Annotated in this window: 16 protein-coding genes, 3 rRNA genes and 1 riboswitch; of the genes, 17 read left to right on the top strand and 2 right to left on the bottom strand. The window is 48.3% G+C overall.

Annotation, left to right across the window (positions count from 1 at the left end; genetic code table 11):
* Nucleotides 1-11 precede the first annotated feature (11 nt).
* The 5 genes from DER53_RS06055 (at nt 12) to rrf (ending at nt 7,774) form a co-directional block, all read left to right on the top strand.
* Nucleotides 12-1,337, top strand: a complete 1,326-nt coding sequence (locus DER53_RS06055; protein WP_062756404.1) for an NCS2 family permease — start codon at nt 12-14, stop codon at nt 1,335-1,337.
* Nucleotides 1,338-1,419: 82 nt separating this feature from the next.
* Nucleotides 1,420-1,962: a GNAT family N-acetyltransferase gene (locus DER53_RS06060; protein ID WP_062756406.1), complete on the top strand. Its 543-nt coding sequence runs from the start codon at nt 1,420-1,422 to the stop codon at nt 1,960-1,962.
* A gap of 527 nt (nt 1,963-2,489) precedes the next feature.
* Nucleotides 2,490-4,047 (top strand): 16S ribosomal RNA (locus DER53_RS06065).
* A gap of 510 nt (nt 4,048-4,557) precedes the next feature.
* A 23S ribosomal RNA gene (locus tag DER53_RS06070) occupies nt 4,558-7,492 on the top strand.
* Nucleotides 7,493-7,657: 165 nt separating this feature from the next.
* A 5S ribosomal RNA gene (rrf, locus tag DER53_RS06075) occupies nt 7,658-7,774 on the top strand.
* Together the 16S, 23S and 5S rRNA genes form the textbook arrangement of a ribosomal RNA operon.
* A gap of 368 nt (nt 7,775-8,142) precedes the next feature.
* Here the strand turns inward: rrf and DER53_RS06080 are convergent.
* Nucleotides 8,143-8,580 (bottom strand): Hsp20/alpha crystallin family protein, encoded by a 438-nt coding sequence (locus DER53_RS06080; RefSeq protein ID WP_012748998.1) that lies wholly within the window; start codon nt 8,578-8,580, stop codon nt 8,143-8,145.
* 148 nt (nt 8,581-8,728) lie between these two features.
* Nucleotides 8,729-8,830, top strand: a riboswitch (purine riboswitch).
* A 115-nt stretch (nt 8,831-8,945) separates the two neighbouring features.
* Between DER53_RS06080 and purE the strand changes: the two genes are divergently transcribed.
* From purE to purD, 12 genes are all read left to right on the top strand, one after another.
* Nucleotides 8,946-9,434, top strand: a complete 489-nt coding sequence (purE, locus tag DER53_RS06085; RefSeq protein WP_012748999.1) for a 5-(carboxyamino)imidazole ribonucleotide mutase — start codon at nt 8,946-8,948, stop codon at nt 9,432-9,434.
* Complete coding sequence (gene purK / locus DER53_RS06090; protein ID WP_062755948.1) at nt 9,418-10,572, top strand: 5-(carboxyamino)imidazole ribonucleotide synthase; 1,155 nt, start codon at nt 9,418-9,420, stop codon at nt 10,570-10,572. The genes purE and purK overlap by 17 nt, the downstream gene beginning before the upstream one ends.
* Nucleotides 10,569-11,864, top strand: a complete 1,296-nt coding sequence (gene purB, locus DER53_RS06095) for an adenylosuccinate lyase (protein WP_062678387.1) — start codon at nt 10,569-10,571, stop codon at nt 11,862-11,864. The genes purK and purB overlap by 4 nt, the downstream gene beginning before the upstream one ends.
* Nucleotides 11,865-11,941: 77 nt before the next feature.
* Nucleotides 11,942-12,670, top strand: a complete 729-nt coding sequence (purC, locus tag DER53_RS06100) for a phosphoribosylaminoimidazolesuccinocarboxamide synthase (RefSeq protein ID WP_012749002.1) — start codon at nt 11,942-11,944, stop codon at nt 12,668-12,670.
* The gene (gene purS, locus DER53_RS06105) at nt 12,658-12,912 is read left to right on the top strand and encodes a phosphoribosylformylglycinamidine synthase subunit PurS (protein WP_012749003.1); all 255 of its coding nucleotides are present in this window, start codon (nt 12,658-12,660) and stop codon (nt 12,910-12,912) included. Before purC ends, purS begins: the two co-directional genes overlap by 13 nt.
* Nucleotides 12,909-13,595 carry a phosphoribosylformylglycinamidine synthase subunit PurQ gene (gene purQ, locus DER53_RS06110; protein WP_012749004.1) on the top strand — a complete coding sequence of 229 codons (687 nt, stop codon included), beginning with the start codon at nt 12,909-12,911 and terminating at the stop codon, nt 13,593-13,595. Before purS ends, purQ begins: the two co-directional genes overlap by 4 nt.
* Complete coding sequence (gene purL / locus DER53_RS06115; RefSeq protein WP_062755946.1) at nt 13,579-15,807, top strand: phosphoribosylformylglycinamidine synthase subunit PurL; 2,229 nt, start codon at nt 13,579-13,581, stop codon at nt 15,805-15,807. Before purQ ends, purL begins: the two co-directional genes overlap by 17 nt.
* Nucleotides 15,783-17,195, top strand: coding sequence for an amidophosphoribosyltransferase (gene purF / locus DER53_RS06120; protein WP_062755944.1), 1,413 nt, complete (start codon nt 15,783-15,785; stop codon nt 17,193-17,195). Before purL ends, purF begins: the two co-directional genes overlap by 25 nt.
* 16 nt (nt 17,196-17,211) lie before the next feature.
* Nucleotides 17,212-18,252: a phosphoribosylformylglycinamidine cyclo-ligase gene (gene purM, locus DER53_RS06125; protein ID WP_062755942.1), complete on the top strand. Its 1,041-nt coding sequence runs from the start codon at nt 17,212-17,214 to the stop codon at nt 18,250-18,252.
* On the top strand, nt 18,249-18,833 hold the full coding sequence (gene purN / locus DER53_RS06130; protein WP_012749008.1) for a phosphoribosylglycinamide formyltransferase: 585 nt from the start codon (nt 18,249-18,251) through the stop codon (nt 18,831-18,833). Before purM ends, purN begins: the two co-directional genes overlap by 4 nt.
* The gene (purH, locus tag DER53_RS06135; RefSeq protein ID WP_062755937.1) at nt 18,833-20,371 is read left to right on the top strand and encodes a bifunctional phosphoribosylaminoimidazolecarboxamide formyltransferase/IMP cyclohydrolase; all 1,539 of its coding nucleotides are present in this window, start codon (nt 18,833-18,835) and stop codon (nt 20,369-20,371) included. The genes purN and purH overlap by 1 nt, the downstream gene beginning before the upstream one ends.
* Before the next feature lie 15 nt (nt 20,372-20,386).
* Nucleotides 20,387-21,670, top strand: a complete 1,284-nt coding sequence (gene purD, locus DER53_RS06140) for a phosphoribosylamine--glycine ligase (RefSeq protein WP_062755936.1) — start codon at nt 20,387-20,389, stop codon at nt 21,668-21,670.
* Here the strand turns inward: purD and DER53_RS17655 are convergent.
* Nucleotides 21,633-21,737 (bottom strand): EYxxD motif small membrane protein, encoded by a 105-nt coding sequence (locus DER53_RS17655; protein ID WP_328267490.1) that lies wholly within the window; start codon nt 21,735-21,737, stop codon nt 21,633-21,635. The genes purD and DER53_RS17655 overlap by 38 nt on opposite strands.
* Nucleotides 21,738-21,762 lie beyond the last annotated feature (25 nt).

Raw genomic sequence — 21,762 nt, forward strand, 5'->3', positions numbered from 1 at the left:
GGGGACAGTAAGTGAAAAAGTATTTCCAATTTGAAGAGCTCGGCACGAATTACCGTACGGAGATCATCGCTGGGTTTACAACGTTTTTGTCGATGGCATACATTTTGTTCGTTAACCCGTTTACCCTGTCATTAGGAGCGGTAAAAGATTTTCCTAATGAGCTGCGGATTGACCAAGGTGCGGTATTTGTTGCGACCGCGCTTGCTGCGGCGTATGGTTGTATTTTAATGGGGATTTTAGCACGTTATCCGATTGCGCTAGCGCCAGGGATGGGGCTAAATGCGTTCTTTGCATTCACAGTTGTTTTGCATATGCACATCCCATGGCAGACGGCATTAGCGGGAGTGTTCGTATCAGGGGTTATTTTTACGATTTTATCTTTAACAGGCATCCGCGAAAAAATTATTGATGCGATTCCGGTAGAGTTGAAGTACGCCGTTGGATCGGGAATCGGGCTATTTATCACATTTATCGGCTTGCAAAATGCAAAAATCATTGTCGATAATCCGGCAACGTTAGTAGGTTTAAGCGATTTAAAAGACGGAAATACGCTATTAGCTATTTTTGGTTTGTTTGTGACGATAATATTAATGGTAAAAAAAGTGAATGGCAGCGTATTTTACGGTATGGTCATTACAGCGATTGTCGGAATGATTTTTGGTTTAATCAAAGTACCAGATAAAATCGTCGGAGCTGTTCCGGATATTTCTCCGACATTTGGCGTTGCGCTTCAGCATTTACCGGACATTTTCTCGTTAAAAATGCTTGGGGTAGTGTTAACTTTCTTCATCGTCGACTTTTTTGACGCAACAGGGACGCTATTAGCAGTAGCGAATCAAGCAGGGCTGTTAAAGGATAATAAACTGCCTCGCGCGGGAAAAGCATTGCTTGTTGATGCAACGGCGGTCATGGTTGGCGCCGTGCTTGGAACATCGACGACGACTTCTTATGTCGAATCATCGGCAGGGGTCGCGGCTGGCGGCCGTTCCGGTTTTTCTGCGGTAGTAACAGGAATTTTGTTTTTGCTGGCACTATTTTTCTCGCCGTTATTAAGTGTTGTTACCGCGCCTGTCACCGCCCCGGCGTTGATTATTGTTGGTGTGTTAATGGTATCTTCGATTGGAGAAATCGATTGGAAAAAACTCGAAGTTGCAATTCCGGCGTTTTTCACGTTAATTACGATGCCGCTTTCGTATAGCATTGCGACAGGGATTGCGGTTGGATTCATCTTTTATCCAATTACGATGATTTTAAGAGGACGCGGTAAAGAAGTTCATCCGATTTTATATGTGTTGTTTGTCATCTTTATCTTATACTTTCTCTTTTTAAGAGAATAGAAAAAGTCCGCCAACGGCGGGCTTTTTTATTTGGATTTGGTATAATAGTAGGAAAAATTTATAAAACTGGGAGGGGGACGCTATGTTTATCCACCGCCTGGATGAAGAAGCGTGGCTGAAGTTGCTTACAGTGGAAGATGCAGAACGGTTATTTGCGTTAGTTGATTCATGCCGTCCGCATTTGCGGAAGTGGCTTCCGTGGGTGGATTCAACAAAAACAGTAGAGGATTCGAAAGCGTTTATCGCGGGGGGATTGCAGAAATTTGCCGCTGGAAACGGCTTTGAAGCAGGGATTTGGCATAAAGGACAATTAGCGGGAGTCATTGGACTTCATTATATTGATCGCGCGAATAAAAAAACAAGCATTGGCTACTGGCTGGGGGAGCAGTTTCAAGGGCTTGGATTAATGACGAAAGCGTGCAAAGCGTGTATCGACTATGCCTTTAATGAATTGAAATTGCATCGTTTGGAAATCCGTTGCGCAGTGGAAAATGAACGAAGCAGGGCAATTCCTGAGCGATTAGGGTTTACAAACGAAGGGACGATCCGGGAAGCAGAGTGGCTTTACGACCATTTCGTTGATCACGTTGTTTATGGAATGTTAGAGAGAGAATGGAAACGTTAAAGCGAACTAGAGGGTGCCATACGAATGATCTTTTGTGGCATCTTTCTTTTTTGTTTATACTAGAGATTTGACGGCTAAATATATTGCAAACACAAAGAAAAAGTTATTTACCTAATAGTGTTAGGTTGAGGTTATAAACGAAGGTATTGCCGCTAATATTGTACTTGGCGGCTATATAAGGATAAAACGCATGTGCTGTTTGTTTGGCTGTATGTGTGATCGTGGTGAATATAGAATATAGAGTACAGAAAGTGTTGTTTGGTTGGATAAAAATACCTATGGTAAATGGTTGACATTTAATAAGCGATGATGTTATATTAGTAAAGCCGCTTTGATGCGGACGAAAAAAATTAAAAAAACATATTGACATGTTAAATTGAAAGTGATATATTATAAGAGTCGCTTTTAAAGATCAAAACAAATGTTCCTTGAAAACTGAACAAAACGAAGCGTCCACATAGAAAAGCGAAGGCGAGCGACACCTTGCGGTGTCGGCGCTGAAGCTGAAAAGAAGCCAATCAACTTTCTTTTTGGAGAGTTTGATCCTGGCTCAGGACGAACGCTGGCGGCGTGCCTAATACATGCAAGTCGAGCGGACCGAACGGAAGCTTGCTTCTGTTCGGTTAGCGGCGGACGGGTGAGTAACACGTGGGTAACCTGCCCGTAAGACCGGGATAACTCCGGGAAACCGGGGCTAATACCGGATAACACCGAAGACCGCATGGTCTTTGGTTGAAAGGTGGCTTTTGCTACCACTTACGGATGGGCCCGCGGCGCATTAGCTAGTTGGTGAGGTAACGGCTCACCAAGGCGACGATGCGTAGCCGGCCTGAGAGGGTGACCGGCCACACTGGGACTGAGACACGGCCCAGACTCCTACGGGAGGCAGCAGTAGGGAATCTTCCGCAATGGACGAAAGTCTGACGGAGCGACGCCGCGTGAGCGAAGAAGGTCTTCGGATCGTAAAGCTCTGTTGTTAGGGAAGAAGAAGTACCGTTCGAATAGGGCGGTACGGTGACGGTACCTAACGAGAAAGCCCCGGCTAACTACGTGCCAGCAGCCGCGGTAATACGTAGGGGGCGAGCGTTGTCCGGAATTATTGGGCGTAAAGCGCGCGCAGGCGGTCCCTTAAGTCTGATGTGAAAGCCCACGGCTCAACCGTGGAGGGTCATTGGAAACTGGGGGACTTGAGTGCAGAAGAGGAGAGCGGAATTCCACGTGTAGCGGTGAAATGCGTAGAGATGTGGAGGAACACCAGTGGCGAAGGCGGCTCTCTGGTCTGTAACTGACGCTGAGGCGCGAAAGCGTGGGGAGCAAACAGGATTAGATACCCTGGTAGTCCACGCCGTAAACGATGAGTGCTAAGTGTTAGAGGGGTTAAACCCTTTAGTGCTGTAGCTAACGCGTTAAGCACTCCGCCTGGGGAGTACGGCCGCAAGGCTGAAACTCAAAGGAATTGACGGGGGCCCGCACAAGCGGTGGAGCATGTGGTTTAATTCGAAGCAACGCGAAGAACCTTACCAGGTCTTGACATCCCCTGACAACCCTGGAGACAGGGCGTTCCCCCTTCGGGGGGACAGGGTGACAGGTGGTGCATGGTTGTCGTCAGCTCGTGTCGTGAGATGTTGGGTTAAGTCCCGCAACGAGCGCAACCCTCGCCCCTAGTTGCCAGCATTCAGTTGGGCACTCTAGGGGGACTGCCGGCTAAAAGTCGGAGGAAGGTGGGGATGACGTCAAATCATCATGCCCCTTATGACCTGGGCTACACACGTGCTACAATGGGCGGTACAAAGGGCTGCGAACCCGCGAGGGGGAGCGAATCCCAAAAAGCCGCTCTCAGTTCGGATTGCAGGCTGCAACTCGCCTGCATGAAGCCGGAATCGCTAGTAATCGCGGATCAGCATGCCGCGGTGAATACGTTCCCGGGCCTTGTACACACCGCCCGTCACACCACGAGAGCTTGCAACACCCGAAGTCGGTGAGGTAACCCTTTAAGGGAGCCAGCCGCCGAAGGTGGGGCAAGTGATTGGGGTGAAGTCGTAACAAGGTAGCCGTACCGGAAGGTGCGGCTGGATCACCTCCTTTCTAAGGATGATACGAAAAGCGGAAGCGCCGCGATCAGCTCTCGAAGCCAAATGTTCTTCACCCGCAGAAGTGCTTGCACTTCGAGGGGGAAGGTTATTTGGCACAAGAGAGCTAGGCGCTGGAGCTAGACAGCAGAAAAGCGAAGGACGCTTCGGGTTTGTTCAGTTTTGAGGGAGCATTCTACTCCTTCAGTCGTTTTGTGTCTGCGTCTGCTAGTGAATTCGAGGAAGCAGGATTCCTCGACACAAGGCTGCAAGGAAGCATACTCAAGTAGTCGCCTTGCGCCTGCGTCTATGAGCGGATGCAGGAAATAAGTTGGTTCCTTGAAAACTAGATAACCGAGAAGAAAAGCGGAGGCGCCGCGGTTAGTCCCGATAGGTGCTGGAGGGCCTGCGAGGAGGCTATTGCCGCCACGGCAGGACCGAAGCGACCGTGAGGGGCTAGGCGCCGAAGCTAGACAGTGGAAGAAGCCGAGAAGCGAAGGCGGCAAGCGTGAAGCTGTTTTCGCATGGTTAAGTTAGAAAGGGCGCACGGTGGATGCCTTGGCACTAGGAGCCGATGAAGGACGGGGCAAACGCCGAAACGCTTCGGGGAGCTGTAAGCAAGCGTTGATCCGGAGATGTCCGAATGGGGAAACCCACTGCCCGTAATGGGGCAGTATCCATACCTGAATCCATAGGGTATGGAGGGCACACCCGGGGAACTGAAACATCTAAGTACCCGGAGGAGAAGAAAGCAACCGCGATTCCCTGAGTAGCGGCGAGCGAAACGGGAACAGCCCAAACCAAGAGGCTTGCCTCTTGGGGTTGTAGGACCACTCACATGGGAGTTACAAAGGAACGGGGTAGACGAAGCGGTCTGGAAAGGCCCGCCAGAGAAGGTGACAGCCCTGTAGTCGAAACTTCGTTCCCTCCCGAGTGGATCCTGAGTACGGCGGGACACGGGGAATCCCGTCGGAAGCAGGGAGGACCATCTCCCAAGGCTAAATACTCCCTAGTGACCGATAGTGAACCAGTACCGTGAGGGAAAGGTGAAAAGCACCCCGGAAGGGGAGTGAAAGAGAACCTGAAACCGTGTGCCTACAAGTAGTCAGAGCCCGTTTATGGGTGATGGCGTGCCTTTTGTAGAATGAACCGGCGAGTTACGATGACGTGCGAGGTTAAGTCGAAGAGACGGAGCCGCAGCGAAAGCGAGTCTGAATAGGGCGTTAAGTACGTCGTCGTAGACCCGAAACCAGGTGATCTACCCATGTCCAGGGTGAAGGTAGGGTAACACCTACTGGAGGCCCGAACCCACGTACGTTGAAAAGTGCGGGGATGAGGTGTGGGTAGGGGTGAAATGCCAATCGAACCTGGAGATAGCTGGTTCTCCCCGAAATAGCTTTAGGGCTAGCCTCAAGGGAAGAGTCTTGGAGGTAGAGCACTGATTGAGCTAGGGGCCCTCATCGGGTTACCGAACTCAGTCAAACTCCGAATGCCAACGACTTATCCTTGGGAGTCAGACTACGAGTGATAAGATCCGTGGTCGAGAGGGAAACAGCCCAGACCACCAGCTAAGGTCCCAAAGTGCACGTTAAGTGGAAAAGGATGTGGAGTTGCCCAGACAACCAGGATGTTGGCTTAGAAGCAGCCATCATTTAAAGAGTGCGTAATAGCTCACTGGTCGAGTGACTCTGCGCCGAAAATGTACCGGGGCTAAACGTGCCACCGAAGCTGTGGGATGACCGTTGGTCATCGGTAGGGGAGCGTTCTAAGCGCGCCGAAGCGGGACCGGAAGGACTCGTGGAGCGCTTAGAAGTGAGAATGCCGGTGTGAGTAGCGAAAACAGAGGTGAGAATCCTCTGCACCGAAAGCCTAAGGTTTCCTGAGGAAGGTTCGTCCGCTCAGGGTTAGTCGGGACCTAAGCCGAGGCCGAAAGGCGTAGGTGATGGGCAACAGGTTGAGATTCCTGTACCACCTCCTCACCGTTTGAGCAATGGGGGGACGCAGGAAGGTAGGGCGAGCAGGCTGCTGGAATAGCCTGTCCAAGCGGTTAGGCTGCCAGATAGGCAAATCCGTCTGGCGCAAAGGCTGAGCCGTGATGGCGAAGGGACCATCGGTCCCGAAGTCCCCGATCCTACACTGCCAAGAAAAGCCTCTAGCGAGGTGAGAGGTGCCCGTACCGCAAACCGACACAGGTAGGCGAGGAGAGAATCCTAAGGTGCGCGGGAGAACTCTCGTTAAGGAACTCGGCAAAATGACCCCGTAACTTCGGGAGAAGGGGTGCTCTCTTGGGTGATGAGCCCGAGAGAGCCGCAGTGAAAAGGCCCAAGCGACTGTTTACCAAAAACACAGGTCTCTGCGAAGCCGAAAGGCGAAGTATAGGGGCTGACACCTGCCCGGTGCTGGAAGGTTAAGGGGAGCGCTTAAGCCGCAAGGCTGAAGGTGCGAACCGAAGCCCCAGTAAACGGCGGCCGTAACTATAACGGTCCTAAGGTAGCGAAATTCCTTGTCGGGTAAGTTCCGACCCGCACGAAAGGTGTAACGACTTGGGCACTGTCTCAACGAGAGACCCGGTGAAATCATACTACCTGTGAAGATGCAGGTTACCCGCGACAGGACGGAAAGACCCCGTGGAGCTTTACTGCAGCCTGATATGGAATTTTGGTATCGCTTGTACAGGATAGGTGGGAGCCTGAGAAGCCGGAGCGCCAGCTTCGGTGGAGGCGCCGGTGGGATACCACCCTGGCGGTATTGAAATTCTAACCCGCACCCCTTATCGGGGTGGGAGACAGTGTCAGGTGGGCAGTTTGACTGGGGCGGTCGCCTCCCAAAAGGTAACGGAGGCGCCCAAAGGTTCCCTCAGAATGGTTGGAAATCATTCGTAGAGTGCAAAGGCACAAGGGAGCTTGACTGCGAGACGGACAGGTCGAGCAGGGACGAAAGTCGGGCTTAGTGATCCGGTGGTTCCGTATGGAAGGGCCATCGCTCAACGGATAAAAGCTACCCCGGGGATAACAGGCTGATCTCCCCCAAGAGTCCACATCGACGGGGAGGTTTGGCACCTCGATGTCGGCTCATCGCATCCTGGGGCTGTAGTCGGTCCCAAGGGTTGGGCTGTTCGCCCATTAAAGCGGTACGCGAGCTGGGTTCAGAACGTCGTGAGACAGTTCGGTCCCTATCCGTCGCGGGCGCAGGAAATTTGAGAGGAGCTGTCCTTAGTACGAGAGGACCGGGATGGACGCACCGCTGGTGTACCAGTTGTCCCGCCAGGGGCACCGCTGGGTAGCTATGTGCGGAAGGGATAAGCGCTGAAAGCATCTAAGCGTGAAGCCCCCCTCAAGATGAGATTTCCCATCGCGTCAAGCGAGTAAGATCCCTCGAAGATGACGAGGTCGATAGGTCCGAGGTGGAAGCGTGGCGACACGTGGAGCTGACGGATACTAATCGATCGAGGACTTAACCAAGCGGAAAAGCGGAGGACGCTAGGAGCTAGACAACAGAAAAGCGTAGGCCGCCTATGCAAAACGGCTTCTTCCAAACAGACGGTTATCTAGTTTTGAGGGAACGAAATCCCTCTTGACAAACGTGATGATTGGAATATAATAATATGTGGCCAATTGAAGTGCTTGCCTAGTGACAATAGCGGAGAGGAAACACCCGTTCCCATCCCGAACACGGAAGTTAAGCTCTCCAGCGCCGATGGTAGTTGGGGCCAGCGCCCCTGCAAGAGTAGGTCGTTGCTAGGCAGGCAAAAAATTAGAGAGCTGACAAGTTCTCTAATTTTTTTGCCCAGCTTATATAAAACCATTGAGTTTTTAATGACGCCATTTAAATCCTCTCCCCCAAAACTAGAAGCGTTATCATCGTTTCCTAGACCCCCTTTTTGATTTAGTATAGGAAACGGAAGCTGTGAAAAGAGGGTGTCCCAAAAATTTGTGGACACCCTCCCTTTTTTATATTTAGAAGGAGAAAGGAGTGATCACTTGCAGGGAAAGCGATGTACTGTAACCCATTTTTATCATACATATTTTCTTACCAATGATTGGTTTGTTTTTGAATGATCATGTTTTTATTGCGCTTTTACGGTAGTTGAAAACATGTCGAATGTAAAAAACTATTCTCCTTTTTTGATTTCGATTTTCTTTTTTGTCCCATCAGGAATTAGGCGATGAAGATGAATAAACAATAGACCATTGTGATATGTTGCCTCAATTCGATCTTCCTTTACTGCAAAGGGAAGCGGGATCGTTGTTTCCCATTCTCCTTGAAAAATTCCTTCTTCGATTAATTCGAACCCTTTGAATTGCAAATTAATATTTGCTTTAATTTCTAATGTTTTATAGTACACATAAAGTTCAACATCTTCCATTTTTTCTAATCCTGGTAAACTGACAACGATTAATAGCTCGTTGTCCTTTTTGTATATATTCATGCCAGATTGCTTTTTCGTTGTCGGTAAGAATGATTGGAAACTCCCCCAAAAATCTCCTTGAAAAAACTGTTCCCATTGTTTTGTCCATTCGGGAAACGAGTTAAACGGGTTTGACTTCACGGCAACTCCCTCCTCCGCTATTTCATCATATGTTTTCTATACCGTTTTGTGAGAATGAATAGAAAACACGAACATTAATAGTATAAATAAATTAAATGTTCGATTTTATATTGACATCTTCTGAAAAAGGTTGGTAAGATAATAGTAACTTCATAAAGTGAATCACCCTCATATAATTTTGGGAATATGGCCCAAAAGTCTCTACCCAATAACCGTAAATTATTGGACTATGAGGGAAAGGATCGTATTGGCTTTTTTCGTCACCTTATAGCCGAGGTATGCCCAGAACGATGCTTTCCCTTATCAATAGGGGGAACGTTCGTTCTGGTTTTTTATATGAAGAGAATCAAAGAGGTGAATGCCACATGCAGCCGCTTGTTGGTGTGATTATGGGAAGTCAATCGGATTGGGAGACAATGAAATATGCTTGCGATATATTAGAAGAATTACAAATTCCGTTTGAAAAAAAAGTAGTTTCCGCCCATCGAACGCCAGATTACATGTTTGAGTATGCGGAGACGGCGGAAGAAAGAGGAATTAAAGTCATTATTGCCGGAGCAGGGGGAGCGGCGCATTTACCAGGGATGGTTGCCGCTAAAACGACGCTGCCGGTGATTGGTGTGCCAGTGCAGTCAAAAGCGTTAAACGGATTAGACTCGCTTTTGTCCATTGTACAAATGCCGGGAGGTGTACCAGTGGCGACGGTCGCCATCGGCAAAGCGGGAGCTACGAACGCGGGGCTTTTAGCAGCCTCGATGTTAGGCATTCATTACCCGCAGTACATGGAGGCGCTAAAAAAACGCAGGGAAACGATAAGAAAACAAGTAATGGAAAGCAGTGATCAACTTGTGTAATCGACAAATCATTCCTGGACAAACGATTGGAATTATTGGCGGTGGACAACTTGGGCGGATGATGGCAATCGCTGCGAGAGAAATGGGATTTCGCGTTGCCGTTCTTGATCCAACCCCAGATTCTCCATGTGGCCAAGTGGCGGATATCGAGATTACGGCAGAATATAACGATCTTGAAGCAATTCGAAAGCTTGCTGCGGTGAGTGATGTCATTACGTACGAATTTGAAAATATTGATGCGAATGCTTTAAATTGGCTCGTGGAACACGCGTATGTGCCGCAAGGAAGCAAGCTGCTTGCCATTACGCAAGACCGTGCGATGGAGAAAAAGGCGATTACAGATGCGGGACTTCCTGTTGCACCGTACGTCGAAGTGCAATCCAAAGAGGAGCTGGTTTCGGCCATTGAAACGGTCGGTCTTCCTTGTGTACTCAAAACACGCCGCGGCGGCTATGACGGCAAAGGACAATTCGTCATCCGCAACAAAGAAGATGTCAAGGAAGCGCTATCCTTATTAGCGGTTGGCCCTTGTGTATTAGAACGCTGGCTTTCGTTTGATAAAGAAATTTCCGTTATCGTAACAAGAAATGGACTTGGGGAGATGGCCGTATTTCCGGTCGCGGAAAATATTCATGTCGATAATATTTTGCACGAAACGATTGTTCCAGCACGAATTTCCGGGCACATAGCGCAAAAAGCGGTTCGTTATGCGGAAACGCTCGCTGGCTATTTTGGGCTCGTCGGAACGTTAGCGGTTGAAATGTTTTTAACAAAAGAAGGGGATATTTATATTAATGAGCTTGCCCCTAGACCGCACAACTCAGGTCATTATACAATTAATGCTTGTGTGACATCTCAATTTGAGCAGCATGTCCGTGCCATCTGCAACTGGCCGTTAGGAAGCACAGAGCTGCTAAAACCAGCCGTGATGGTGAACATTTTAGGTGAGCATATGGAACCAATCCTTCAGAATATCGAAAAACTAAGCCACGTTCACCTTCATCTTTACGGCAAAAAAGAAGCAAAACCGAAAAGAAAAATGGGGCACGTAACGGTGCTCGCGGAAGATGTCAATGTAGCACTTAAAATGATTGATTCATGGCAAATTTGGAATGATCGGAGGCTGGAACACGTATGATTGAACGTTACACAAGACCGGAAATGGGAGCGATTTGGACGGAAGAAAACCGTTTCAAAGCATGGCTTGAAGTTGAAATTTTAGCTTGTGAGGCATGGGCGGAGCTTGGGGTAATTCCAAAAGAAGACGTCGAGCTTATCCGCAAAAATGCATCGTTTGATATTCAGCGTATCAAAGAAATTGAGGAAGAAACGCGCCATGATGTGGTTGCTTTTACGCGCGCGGTTTCGGAAACGCTAGGCGAAGAGCGAAAATGGGTGCATTACGGTTTAACGTCTACCGATGTCGTTGACACAGCGTTATCGTATTTGTTAAAGCAGGCGAACGAGATTTTGTTGAGAGATTTAGAAAACTTTATTCAAGTATTGAAAGAAAAAGCGCAGGAACATAAATATACGGTGATGATGGGGCGCACGCACGGCGTTCACGCCGAACCGACAACATTCGGTCTTAAAATGGCGCTTTGGTATGCGGAGATGCAACGTAATTTAGAACGTTTTAAACAAGCGGCGGAAACGGTGCGCGTCGGGAAAATTTCCGGTGCGGTTGGAACGTATGCAAATATTGATCCGTTTGTTGAACAATACGTATGTGAAAAACTCGGGTTAAAACCAGCGTTGATTTCCACACAAACGTTGCAGCGCGACCGCCATGCGTACTATATGGCAACGTTGGCGCTCATTGCGACGTCGATTGAAAAATTCGCTGTTGAAATTCGTGGTTTGCAAAAAAGCGAAGTACGCGAAGTGGAAGAGTTTTTCGCCAAAGGTCAAAAAGGTTCTTCGGCGATGCCGCACAAACGCAATCCGATCGGTTCGGAAAATATGACAGGAATGTCGCGCGTTCTTCGCGGTTATATGTTAACGGCCTATGAAAACGTGCCTCTTTGGCATGAGCGTGATATTTCCCATTCTTCTGCTGAGCGCATCATTTTGCCGGATGCGACGATCGCGTTGAACTATATGCTAAATCGCTTTACGAACATCGTGAAAAACTTGAAAGTCTATCCGGAAAACATGAAGAAAAATATGGATCGCACATTAGGGCTTATTTATTCGCAGCGCGTATTGCTCTCGTTAATTGATGCCGGCATGACGCGCGAAGAAGCGTACGACTTAGTGCAGCCAAAAGCGATGGAGGCATGGGAAAAACAAGTGCCGTTCCGTTCGCTCATTGAAGCGGATGAGCGGATTACAAGCCGCTTAACGAAAGAACAAATCGATGACTGTTTTGATTATCACTATCACTTAAAGCATGTGGATACGATTTTTGAACGGTTAGGATTGTCGTAATGATATATCGGCAAGGAATCCCTTGCCGATGTACAACTAAAAAAATTCCCAATATTCTGGATTAGGGGGCCTTTTTGATGGTCAAAAAGCTGGCATTGCTATATGAAGGAAAAGCGAAAAAAGTGTATACGACAGATGATGCGAACGTATTATGGGTCGAGTATAAAGATAGCGCCACTGCGTTTAACGGGGAAAAGAAAGCGACGATTGCGGGGAAAGGGCGTCTTAATAACGAAATTACAAGTGTATTATTTTCAAAGCTTTGTGAAGCAGGAATTCCAAATCATTTTATTCAAAAATTATCTGCTACGGAGCAGCTTGTCAAGAAAGTGACGATTATTCCTCTAGAAGTGGTTGTCCGCAATGTTGTTGCTGGGAGTCTAGCAAAACGGCTTGGCATCCCAGAAGGAACCCGCTTGGAAAAGCCTCTCATTGAATTTTATTACAAAAACGATGACCTCGGTGATCCTCTCTTATTAGAAGATCACATCGCGATTTTAAAGCTGGCTACCTCAGAACAAATTGCTGTTTTGAAGGAACTAGCTTTAAAAGTGAATGACGTATTAACGAAACATTTCGCAGACTGCCGTGTGAGATTAATTGATTTTAAATTAGAGTTTGGCGTTGATGCAGAAGGAGCGATTTTGCTTGCCGATGAAATTTCCCCAGACACTTGCCGTTTGTGGGATATGGAAACGAACGAAAAGCTTGATAAAGACGTATTTCGCCGTGATTTAGGAAGCTTAACGGATGCCTATGAAACGATTTTACAACGATTAGGGGGAGAATCAGCATGTACAAAGTAAAAGTATATGTTACGTTACGAGAAAGTGTGCTAGACCCGCAAGGAACGGCGGTGAAGGGAGCGCTCCATAGCTTGTCTTATAAGGAAGTGCAGGATGTACGAATCGGAAAATTTATGGAGCTTGTCATCGAAAAAAGCGAGCGCGATATTGATGTCCTTGTTCGTGAAATGTGCGAAAAGCTCCTAGCGAATACAGTGATTGAAGACTACCGCTATGAAATTGAGGAGGTAGTCGTACAGTGAAATTCGCGGTCATTGTGTTTCCAGGTTCCAACTGTGACGTCGATATGTATCATGCGATTGCCGATGAATTAGGAGAAGAAGTGGAATATGTATGGCATGATGCGGAAAACCTTGATCGATTTGACGCCATTTTGCTTCCAGGAGGATTTTCCTATGGAGATTATCTTCGCTCCGGAGCGATCGCCCGCTTTTCCAATGTCATGAAAGCAGTGAAAAAAGCGGCAGATGAAGGAAAGCCGGTGCTAGGCGTATGCAACGGGTTTCAAATTTTGCTAGAAGCAGGACTGCTTCCAGGAGCGATGCGCCGCAATAACAGTTTGAAATTTATTTGCCGTCCGGTTTCATTAAGAGTCGAAAATAACGAAACGATGTTTACGTCCGCTTACAAACAAGGGGAAGTGATTACGATTCCAATCGCCCACGGTGAAGGCAATTATTACTGTGATGAGCAAACACTGAAGCGGCTGATCGAAAATCGGCAAATCGTCTTTCGCTATCATGGGGAAAACCCAAATGGAAGCTTGGACGACATCGCTGGAATTGTCAATGAAAAAGGGAACGTACTTGGAATGATGCCGCATCCGGAGCGAGCTGTTGATTCGCTTCTTGGCAGCGCTGACGGATTAAAATTGTTTCAATCGATCGTGAAATATTGGAGGGAAACACATGTCGTTACTGCTTGAGCCAACCCCAACAATGATTAAAGAAGAAAAACTGTATCGGGAAATGGGATTAACGGATGAAGAGTTCGCGATGATCGAGAAAATTCTTGGACGTCTGCCAAACTATACAGAAACGGGAATTTTCTCGGTCATGTGGTCAGAACATTGCAGCTATAAAAATTCTAAACCTGTACTAAAAAAGTTTCCAACGGAAGGAAAACATGTGCTTCAAGGTCCAGGGGAAGGAGCGGGCATCGTTGACATCGGCGATGGGCTGGCGGTGGCGTTTAAAATCGAAAGCCATAATCATCCGTCCGCCATTGAACCGTATCAAGGAGCGGCGACTGGTGTCGGCGGGATCATCCGTGATGTATTTTCGATGGGAGCGCGCCCTATCGCTTTGTTAAACTCGCTTCGGTTCGGGGAATTGACTTCTCCGCGCGTAAAATATTTATTTGAGCATGTCGTTGCGGGAATCGCTGGGTACGGCAATTGCGTCGGCATTCCAACCGTTGGCGGCGAAGTGCAATTTGATGCGGCTTATGAAGGAAATCCGCTCGTTAACGCCATGTGTGTCGGCATCATCCGTCATGAAGACATCCAGCGTGGAATCGCATCGGGTGTAGGGAATACGGTCATGTACGTCGGAGCAAAAACAGGACGCGACGGTATTCATGGAGCGACGTTCGCTTCCGAGGAATTGACCGAGCAATCAGAAGCGAAACGACCGGCTGTTCAAGTCGGTGATCCATTTATGGAAAAATTATTGCTTGAAGCGTGCTTGGAAGTAGTAAAATCCGATGCGCTTGTTGGCATTCAAGATATGGGAGCGGCGGGCTTGACGAGTTCTTCGGCGGAAATGGCGAGCAAAGGCGGTTTTGGCATCGAGATGAACTTAGATCTTGTTCCACAGCGCGAGGCAGGCATGACTCCGTATGAAATGATGCTGTCCGAATCGCAAGAACGGATGCTGCTTGTCGTCAAACAAGGACGCGAGCAAGAAATTTATGAGTTGTTTGCAAAATATGGGCTCGAAGCGAAAGCGATTGGCCAAGTGACCGATGACAAAATGCTCCGCCTTTATTTTCGTGGGGAAGTCGTCGCCGAAATCCCGGTCGACGCCTTAGCCAAAGATGCGCCAGTATACCATAAACCATCGAAAGAACCAGCATATTATCGCGAATTTCAAGCGATGGAACCGTATGTTCCGGCTGTTTCCAACTATGAAGAAACGTTGCTTTCGTTATTAGCCCAGCCAACGATTGCAAGCAAAGAATGGGTGTATCAACAATACGATTACATGGTGCGGACAAATACGGTCGTTGCCCCAGGATCGGACGCTGCGGTCTTGCGCATCCGCGGCACGAACAAGGCGCTGGCGATGACGACCGATTGCAACTCGCGCTACATTTATTTAGATCCAGAAACGGGCGGAAAAATCGCCGTGGCGGAAGCGGCGCGAAACATTGTCTGTTCAGGAGCGAAACCGCTGGCGATTACAGACTGCTTAAATTTCGGCAATCCAGAGAAACCAGAAATTTTTTGGCAGCTAGAAAAAGCCGTTGACGGAATGAGCGAAGTTTGCCGAGTGTTAGGAACTCCAGTCATTAGTGGAAACGTTTCTTTATATAACGAAACAAATGGAGAAGCCATTTATCCGACACCTGTTATCGGCATGGTTGGACTCGTGGAGGACATTCGTCATATTACTACACAAACGTTTCAACAAGCAGGCGATCTCATTTATGTGATTGGGGAAGCGAAGCAGGAGTTCGGCGGAAGCGAGCTGCAAAAATTGCTAGAAGGCCGCATTTTTGGAAAAGCACCGGAAATTGATTTAGCAACGGAAGCAAAACGGCAGCAAGAATTGCTGACGGCGATTCAAGCAGGAGTCGTCGCATCCGCGCACGATATCGCAGAAGGCGGTTTTGCGGTCGCTCTGGCGGAATGCGTGATGAGCACAAACGGCCTTGGCGCGAAAGTAACAGTGGACGGGGATATAACGTCTCAATTATTTAGTGAAACACAATCTCGTTTCATCGTTTCCGTGAAAAAAGAAAATCAAGAAAAGTTTGAAAAGCTTGTGGAAGCGAAGCTTATTGGCGAAGTAACAAACGATGGCACGCTTCTTGTTGAACGAGCGAGCGGAGAAGTTGTCATCCAGCTTTCAGTCGAGCAAATGAGAAGCGTTTGGAAAGGAGCTATTCCATGCTTGCTGAAATCAAAGGATTGAACGAAGAGTGTGGTGTTTTCGGCATTTGGGGACACGAAAATGCGGCGCAAATAACATATTACGGTTTGCATAGTCTTCAGCATCGCGGACAAGAAGGAGCGGGAATTGTTGTCGCCCATCAAGGAATGTTGCAAGGACATAAAGGATTAGGGCTTGTTACCGAAGTGTTCAGCAACGGAGAGCTTCAAGCACTAAAAGGATTGGCCGCCATCGGTCATGTTCGTTATTCAACCGCGGGAGGAGGCGGCTATGAAAACGTTCAGCCGCTTCTGTTCCGTTCGCAAACCGGAAGCATTGCGCTTGCACATAACGGCAATCTCGTCAACGCGATGGACTTAAAGCTTCAGCTGGAGGAGCAAGGGAGCATTTTCCAAACAACATCGGATACGGAAGTGTTTGCTCATCTCATTCGCCGCAGCCATGCGCCGACATTCAAAGAGCAAATTAAAGAAGCGCTCACGTATGTTGAAGGAGCGTTCGCTTTCCTGCTATTGACGGAAACAGCGTTGTACGTGGCGCTCGACCCGCATGGGTTCCGCCCGCTTTCCATCGGGCGGCTTGGCAATGCATATGTTATCGCTTCCGAAACGTGCGCGTTTGATGTCGTTGGCGCGACGTATGAGCGGGAAGTGGAACCGGGAGAGCTAATCATCATCAGTGCGGAAGGAATGCGTTCTGAACGATTTGCACAAGCGCAATCACGTTCGATTTGCAGCATGGAATACATTTATTTTGCTCGTCCAGACAGCAATGTCGATGGCATCAACATTCATACAGCAAGAAAAAATCTGGGGAAACGCCTGGCGCTTGAAGCTCCGGTGGAAGCGGACATTGTCACCGGCGTGCCTGATTCAAGCATTTCCGTTGCGATTGGTTACGCGGAAGCCACGGGTATTCCGTATGAGCTTGGGCTCATTAAAAACCGATATGTCGGACGTACATTTATTCAGCCGTCCCAGTCACTTCGCGAACAAGGAGTAAAAATGAAACTTTCCCCGGTACGCGGCGTTGTCGCGGGAAAACGCGTCGTCATGGTCGATGATTCGATCGTGCGCGGCACGACAAGCAAACGCATTGTTGCGATGCTTCGCGAAGCAGGAGCGACGGAAGTGCATGTCCGCATCAGCTCGCCGCCGATCACTCATCCTTGTTTTTACGGGATTGATACATCCACAAAAGAAGAATTGATTGCGTCTAAGCATACGGTAGAAGAAATCCGCCAAATCATCGGAGCAGATTCCTTGGCGTTTTTAAGTCAGGAAGGGCTGTTAGAAGCGATTGGGCGCTCTCCTCATCTACCATTACGTGGGCAATGTATGGCATGTTTTACCGGAAACTATCCGACAGATATTCATAAAGCGCGGTCGCTGTTTATGGCAACAAAGTAAAAAAGGGGGACTCGACGTGGCAGAAGCATATAAACAAGCGGGTGTGGATATTGAAGCAGGGTATAAGGCGGTCTCCTTGATGAAGCAGCATGTGCAAAAAACAATGCGCCCTGAAGTGCTCAGCGGATTAGGCGGTTTTGGCGGGATGTTCGATTTATCTTCACTCGGCTATCGCGAACCGGTGCTTATTTCCGGGACGGACGGAGTGGGGACAAAACTAAAAATCGCGTTTATGATGGACTGCCATGATACGATTGGAATCGATTGTGTGGCAATGTGTGTCAACGATATCGTTGTGCAAGGAGCAGAGCCGCTCTTTTTCCTTGACTATATCGCGTGCGGCAAAGCAATACCGGAAAAAATCGCGCAAATTGTCAAAGGAATCGCGGACGGCTGCGTCGAGGCCGGCTGTGCTCTTATTGGGGGAGAAACGGCGGAAATGCCGGGAATGTATGACGAAAATGAATATGATGTTGCCGGCTTTGCGGTCGGTATTGCCGAAAAGTCGAAGCTTGTTACCGGCAGTGCCATTCAAGCGGGAGATGCTCTCATCGGACTTGCATCAAACGGCATTCATAGCAACGGCTATTCGCTCGTTCGCCGCATCGTTTTCGAGCAGGCGAAACTTGCGCTTGATCGCGTCTATGAACCGCTTAGTGTTCCATTAGGAGAAGAACTATTAAAACCGACGCGCATTTATGTAAAACCGTTGCTTAACGTGATGAAACAATTTGAAATCAAAGGAATGGCGCATATTACTGGCGGCGGTTTTATCGAAAACATTCCACGTATGCTTCCGAAAGGATTAGGTGCGGAAATTGATTACGGTTCGTGGCCGATTCCGCCGGTTTTTGACCTCCTGCAAGAAAAAGGAAACCTTCTTCGCCGTGATATGTTTTCGATTTTTAATATGGGTATTGGCATGGTGCTGGCGGTAGATAGTGAAATGATTCATCCAGTGATCACACGCTTAGAAGAACTTGGTGAGAAAGCGTATTTAATCGGCCGCGTGAAACAAGGAGAAGGCGTTTCGTTTGCCGGAGGGGCGATGTCATGAAAAATATCGCCATATTTGCTTCCGGCAGCGGAACGAATTTTCAAGCGATTGTCGACGCGGTGAAAAAAGGGATCGTGCCAGCAAGAGTAGCGTTATTAGTATGCGACAAGCCGGGAGCGAAAGTGATCGAACGGGCGGAGCGGGAGCGAATCCCTACGTTCGTTTTTTCTCCGAAAGATTACGACTCAAAAGCCGAATTTGAACAAGCGATTTTAGCTGAGTTGCGAAAACACGAGATCGAATTTATCGCTCTTGCCGGTTATATGCGGCTCATTGGTCCAACATTGCTTGATGCATATGAAGGGAAAATCGTCAATATTCATCCCTCGCTGTTGCCGGCGTTCCCGGGAAAAGATGCGATTGGGCAGGCGTACCGCGCAGGAGTGAAAATAACTGGTGTGACGATCCATTATGTTGATGAAGGAATGGATACAGGACCAATCATTGCGCAACGCGCGATTGCCATTCACGAAGGAGAATCGCTAGCACAGCTAGAGGAGCGCATTCATGAAGTGGAACATGAGCTATATCCAGCTGTATTAAAAACATTACTCGAACATGATAGAAAGGATCGAGAATAATGGCAGTAAAACGGGCATTATTAAGTGTATCGAACAAAGAAGGAATCGTATCATTGGCGAAACAGTTAGTGGAACTCGGTGTGGAAATTATTTCAACAGGCGGAACGAAAAAAACGTTAGAAGAAGCGGGAGTTCCTGTCATAGGCATTTCTGATGTTACCGGATTTCCGGAAATTTTAGATGGGCGCGTCAAAACATTGCATCCGATGATCCATGGGGGACTTCTTGCGATTCGCGACAATGAGCGCCATCAAAGCGAGCTTCGCGAGCATCACATTACCCCAATTGACCTTGTTGTCGTCAATTTGTACCCGTTTCAACAAACGATCGCCAAAAGCGACGTGACGTTTGCCGAAGCGATCGAAAACATTGATATTGGCGGCCCGACGATGCTGCGGGCGGCGGCGAAAAACCATCAATATGTGACGGTTGTCGTTGACCCGGCCGACTATGATACGGTAGTGCAAGAACTAAAAGAACACGGAGATGTCTCGGCAGAAACGAAATTAAAGCTTGCGGCAAAAGTATTTCGCCATACAGCTGCGTACGATGCGATGATTGCGGAGTACTTAACGAATAAAACTGGAGAAGAGTATCCGGAATCATTGACGATCACTTTCGAGAAAAAACAAGCGTTGCGTTATGGGGAAAACCCTCACCAAACTGCGGCGTTTTACAAAAAACCGTTAGGCGCATCTTTCTCGATTGCCCAAGCAATGCAGCTGCATGGAAAAGAATTGTCATATAACAACATTAACGATGCGAATGCGGCATTGCAAATCGTCAAAGAATTTACCGAACCAGCCGCGGTGGCGGTGAAGCATATGAATCCGTGCGGTGTCGGTGTTGGCGCAACGATTTATGAAGCGTTCACCAAAGCGTACGAAGCGGATCCAACCTCGATTTTTGGCGGCATTATCGCCCTAAACCGCGAGGTCGATAAAGAAACTGCCGAAAAAATGCATGAAATCTTTTTAGAAATCGTGATTGCCCCATCGTTTAGCAAAGAAGCGCTCGATATTTTAACACAAAAGAAAAACATTCGCCTTCTTACCGTTGATTTCACGGCGCCAAACACGAAAGAGAAGCTGCTTGTTTCCGTACAAGGCGGATTGCTTGTTCAAGAAACGGATACGCATACGCTCGATGATGCGGAGATTAAAGTTGTAACGAAACGCGAGCCGACGGAACAAGAATGGGAAGCGTTGCGGTTTGCATGGAAAGTGGTGAAACATGTGAAATCGAACGCGATCGTGCTTGCAAAAGACGGAATGACCATCGGCGTTGGTGCCGGTCAAATGAATCGCGTCGGCGCGGCGAAAATTGCGATTGAACAAGCAGGGGAAAAAGCAAAAGGAGCCGTGCTTGCCTCTGACGCGTTTTTCCCAATGGATGATACGGTGGAGGCGGCAGCGAAAGCAGGAATCACAGCAATCATCCAGCCAGGCGGCTCGATTCGCGACGCCGATTCGATCAAAAAAGCAGATGAATACGGAATTGCCATGGTCTTTACAGGAATCCGCCATTTTAAACATTAAGTTGGAGGGAATAACATGAAAGTGCTTATTATCGGACGCGGCGGCAGGGAGCATGCGATTGCCTGGAAAGCCGCGCAAAGCCCGCTTGTAAGTAGGTTATATGCCGCCCCAGGCAATCCGGGGATCGCTCAAGTCGCCGAGCTCGTTTCGATTGATGAGCAGGATGTCGAAGCGCTTGTTCAGTTTGCAAAACAAGAGGGTATCGATCTTACGATCGTCGGTCCGGAAGCCCCGTTGCTTGCCGGTATTGTCGACCGTTTTGTGGAGGAAGGGCTGCGCATTTTCGGGCCACGCAAAGAAGCGGCATTGATCGAAGGAAGCAAGGCGTTCGCGAAAGAGATGATGAAAAAGTACGGCATTCCAACGGCGGAACATGCAACTTTCACTTCGTATGAAGAAGCAAAAGCGTATGTCGAGAAAAAAGGAGCGCCGATTGTCATTAAAGCGGACGGATTAGCGGCAGGAAAAGGGGTTATCGTTGCTGCGACGCTGCCGGAAGCAATGGAAGCACTAAGCGCGATGATGGTCGAAAAACGATTCGGCGAAGCGAGCAAGCAAGTAGTAATTGAAGAATATTTGGAGGGCGAAGAATTTTCGTTCATGGCGTTTGTCCATGGAGAGCGCGTTTATCCGATGGTCATTGCCCAAGATCATAAGCGGGCATATGACAATGATCAAGGACCAAATACAGGCGGAATGGGGGCATACTCTCCTGTACCGCAAATTTCAGCACAAACGATCGATGCGGCGCTTTCGCAAATTATCAAGCCGATGGCGAAAGCGATGGCCGCGGAAGGCAGACCGTTTACCGGCGTGCTGTACGCTGGATTAATGGCAACAAAACAAGGACCAAAAGTCATCGAGTTTAACGCGCGCTTTGGCGACCCGGAAGCGCAAGTCGTTTTGCCGCGTTTACAAAACGACTTGATTCAAGTGATTTTGGACTTGCTTGCGGACCGTGAAATAGAGCTTACATGGTCAGAAGAAGCAGTGATTGGCGTTGTCTTAGCAGCGAAAGGTTATCCAGGAAAATACGAGCGCGGAGCAGTTATTAAAGGATGGGAACAGTTAGGAGAAAGCGCACTGTTGTTCCACGCGGGAACGATGATGGAAAACGGCGCGTTATGCACAAACGGAGGACGCGTGTTGCTTGTTGCGGCGAAAGGGGAGACGCTAAAGCAAGCACAACAAACGGTATATGAGCGAATTTCGTATATTACATGCGATCAGCTGTTTTATCGCCGCGACATTGGAAATAAAGCTATCGAACGCGCTTTTTCCGCACGTACACAAATGTAAGAGCAATAATACCGCCGATGAGGGATGCAAGTACAAATGACATATCTGTTATATATTCGAGTAACATTTCGAACACTCCTTCGGAAAGACTG

The sequence above is a fragment of the Parageobacillus toebii NBRC 107807 genome (assembly GCF_003688615.2).
Taxonomy (GTDB): Bacteria; Bacillota; Bacilli; order Bacillales; family Anoxybacillaceae; genus Parageobacillus_B; species Parageobacillus_B toebii.

Coding starts and splice junctions, on each gene's coding strand:
- purD (WP_062755936.1), top strand. CDS start 20,387: ATGAAAGTGCTTATTATCGGACGCGGCGGCAGGGAGCATGCGATTGCC.
- purC (WP_012749002.1), top strand. CDS start 11,942: ATGGTCAAAAAGCTGGCATTGCTATATGAAGGAAAAGCGAAAAAAGTG.
- purB (WP_062678387.1), top strand. CDS start 10,569: ATGATTGAACGTTACACAAGACCGGAAATGGGAGCGATTTGGACGGAA.
- purE (WP_012748999.1), top strand. CDS start 8,946: ATGCAGCCGCTTGTTGGTGTGATTATGGGAAGTCAATCGGATTGGGAG.
- purN (WP_012749008.1), top strand. CDS start 18,249: ATGAAAAATATCGCCATATTTGCTTCCGGCAGCGGAACGAATTTTCAA.
- DER53_RS06060 (WP_062756406.1), top strand. CDS start 1,420: ATGTTTATCCACCGCCTGGATGAAGAAGCGTGGCTGAAGTTGCTTACA.
- purL (WP_062755946.1), top strand. CDS start 13,579: ATGTCGTTACTGCTTGAGCCAACCCCAACAATGATTAAAGAAGAAAAA.
- purF (WP_062755944.1), top strand. CDS start 15,783: ATGCTTGCTGAAATCAAAGGATTGAACGAAGAGTGTGGTGTTTTCGGC.
- purH (WP_062755937.1), top strand. CDS start 18,833: ATGGCAGTAAAACGGGCATTATTAAGTGTATCGAACAAAGAAGGAATC.
- DER53_RS17655 (WP_328267490.1), bottom strand. CDS start 21,737: ATGTTACTCGAATATATAACAGATATGTCATTTGTACTTGCATCCCTC.
- purS (WP_012749003.1), top strand. CDS start 12,658: ATGTACAAAGTAAAAGTATATGTTACGTTACGAGAAAGTGTGCTAGAC.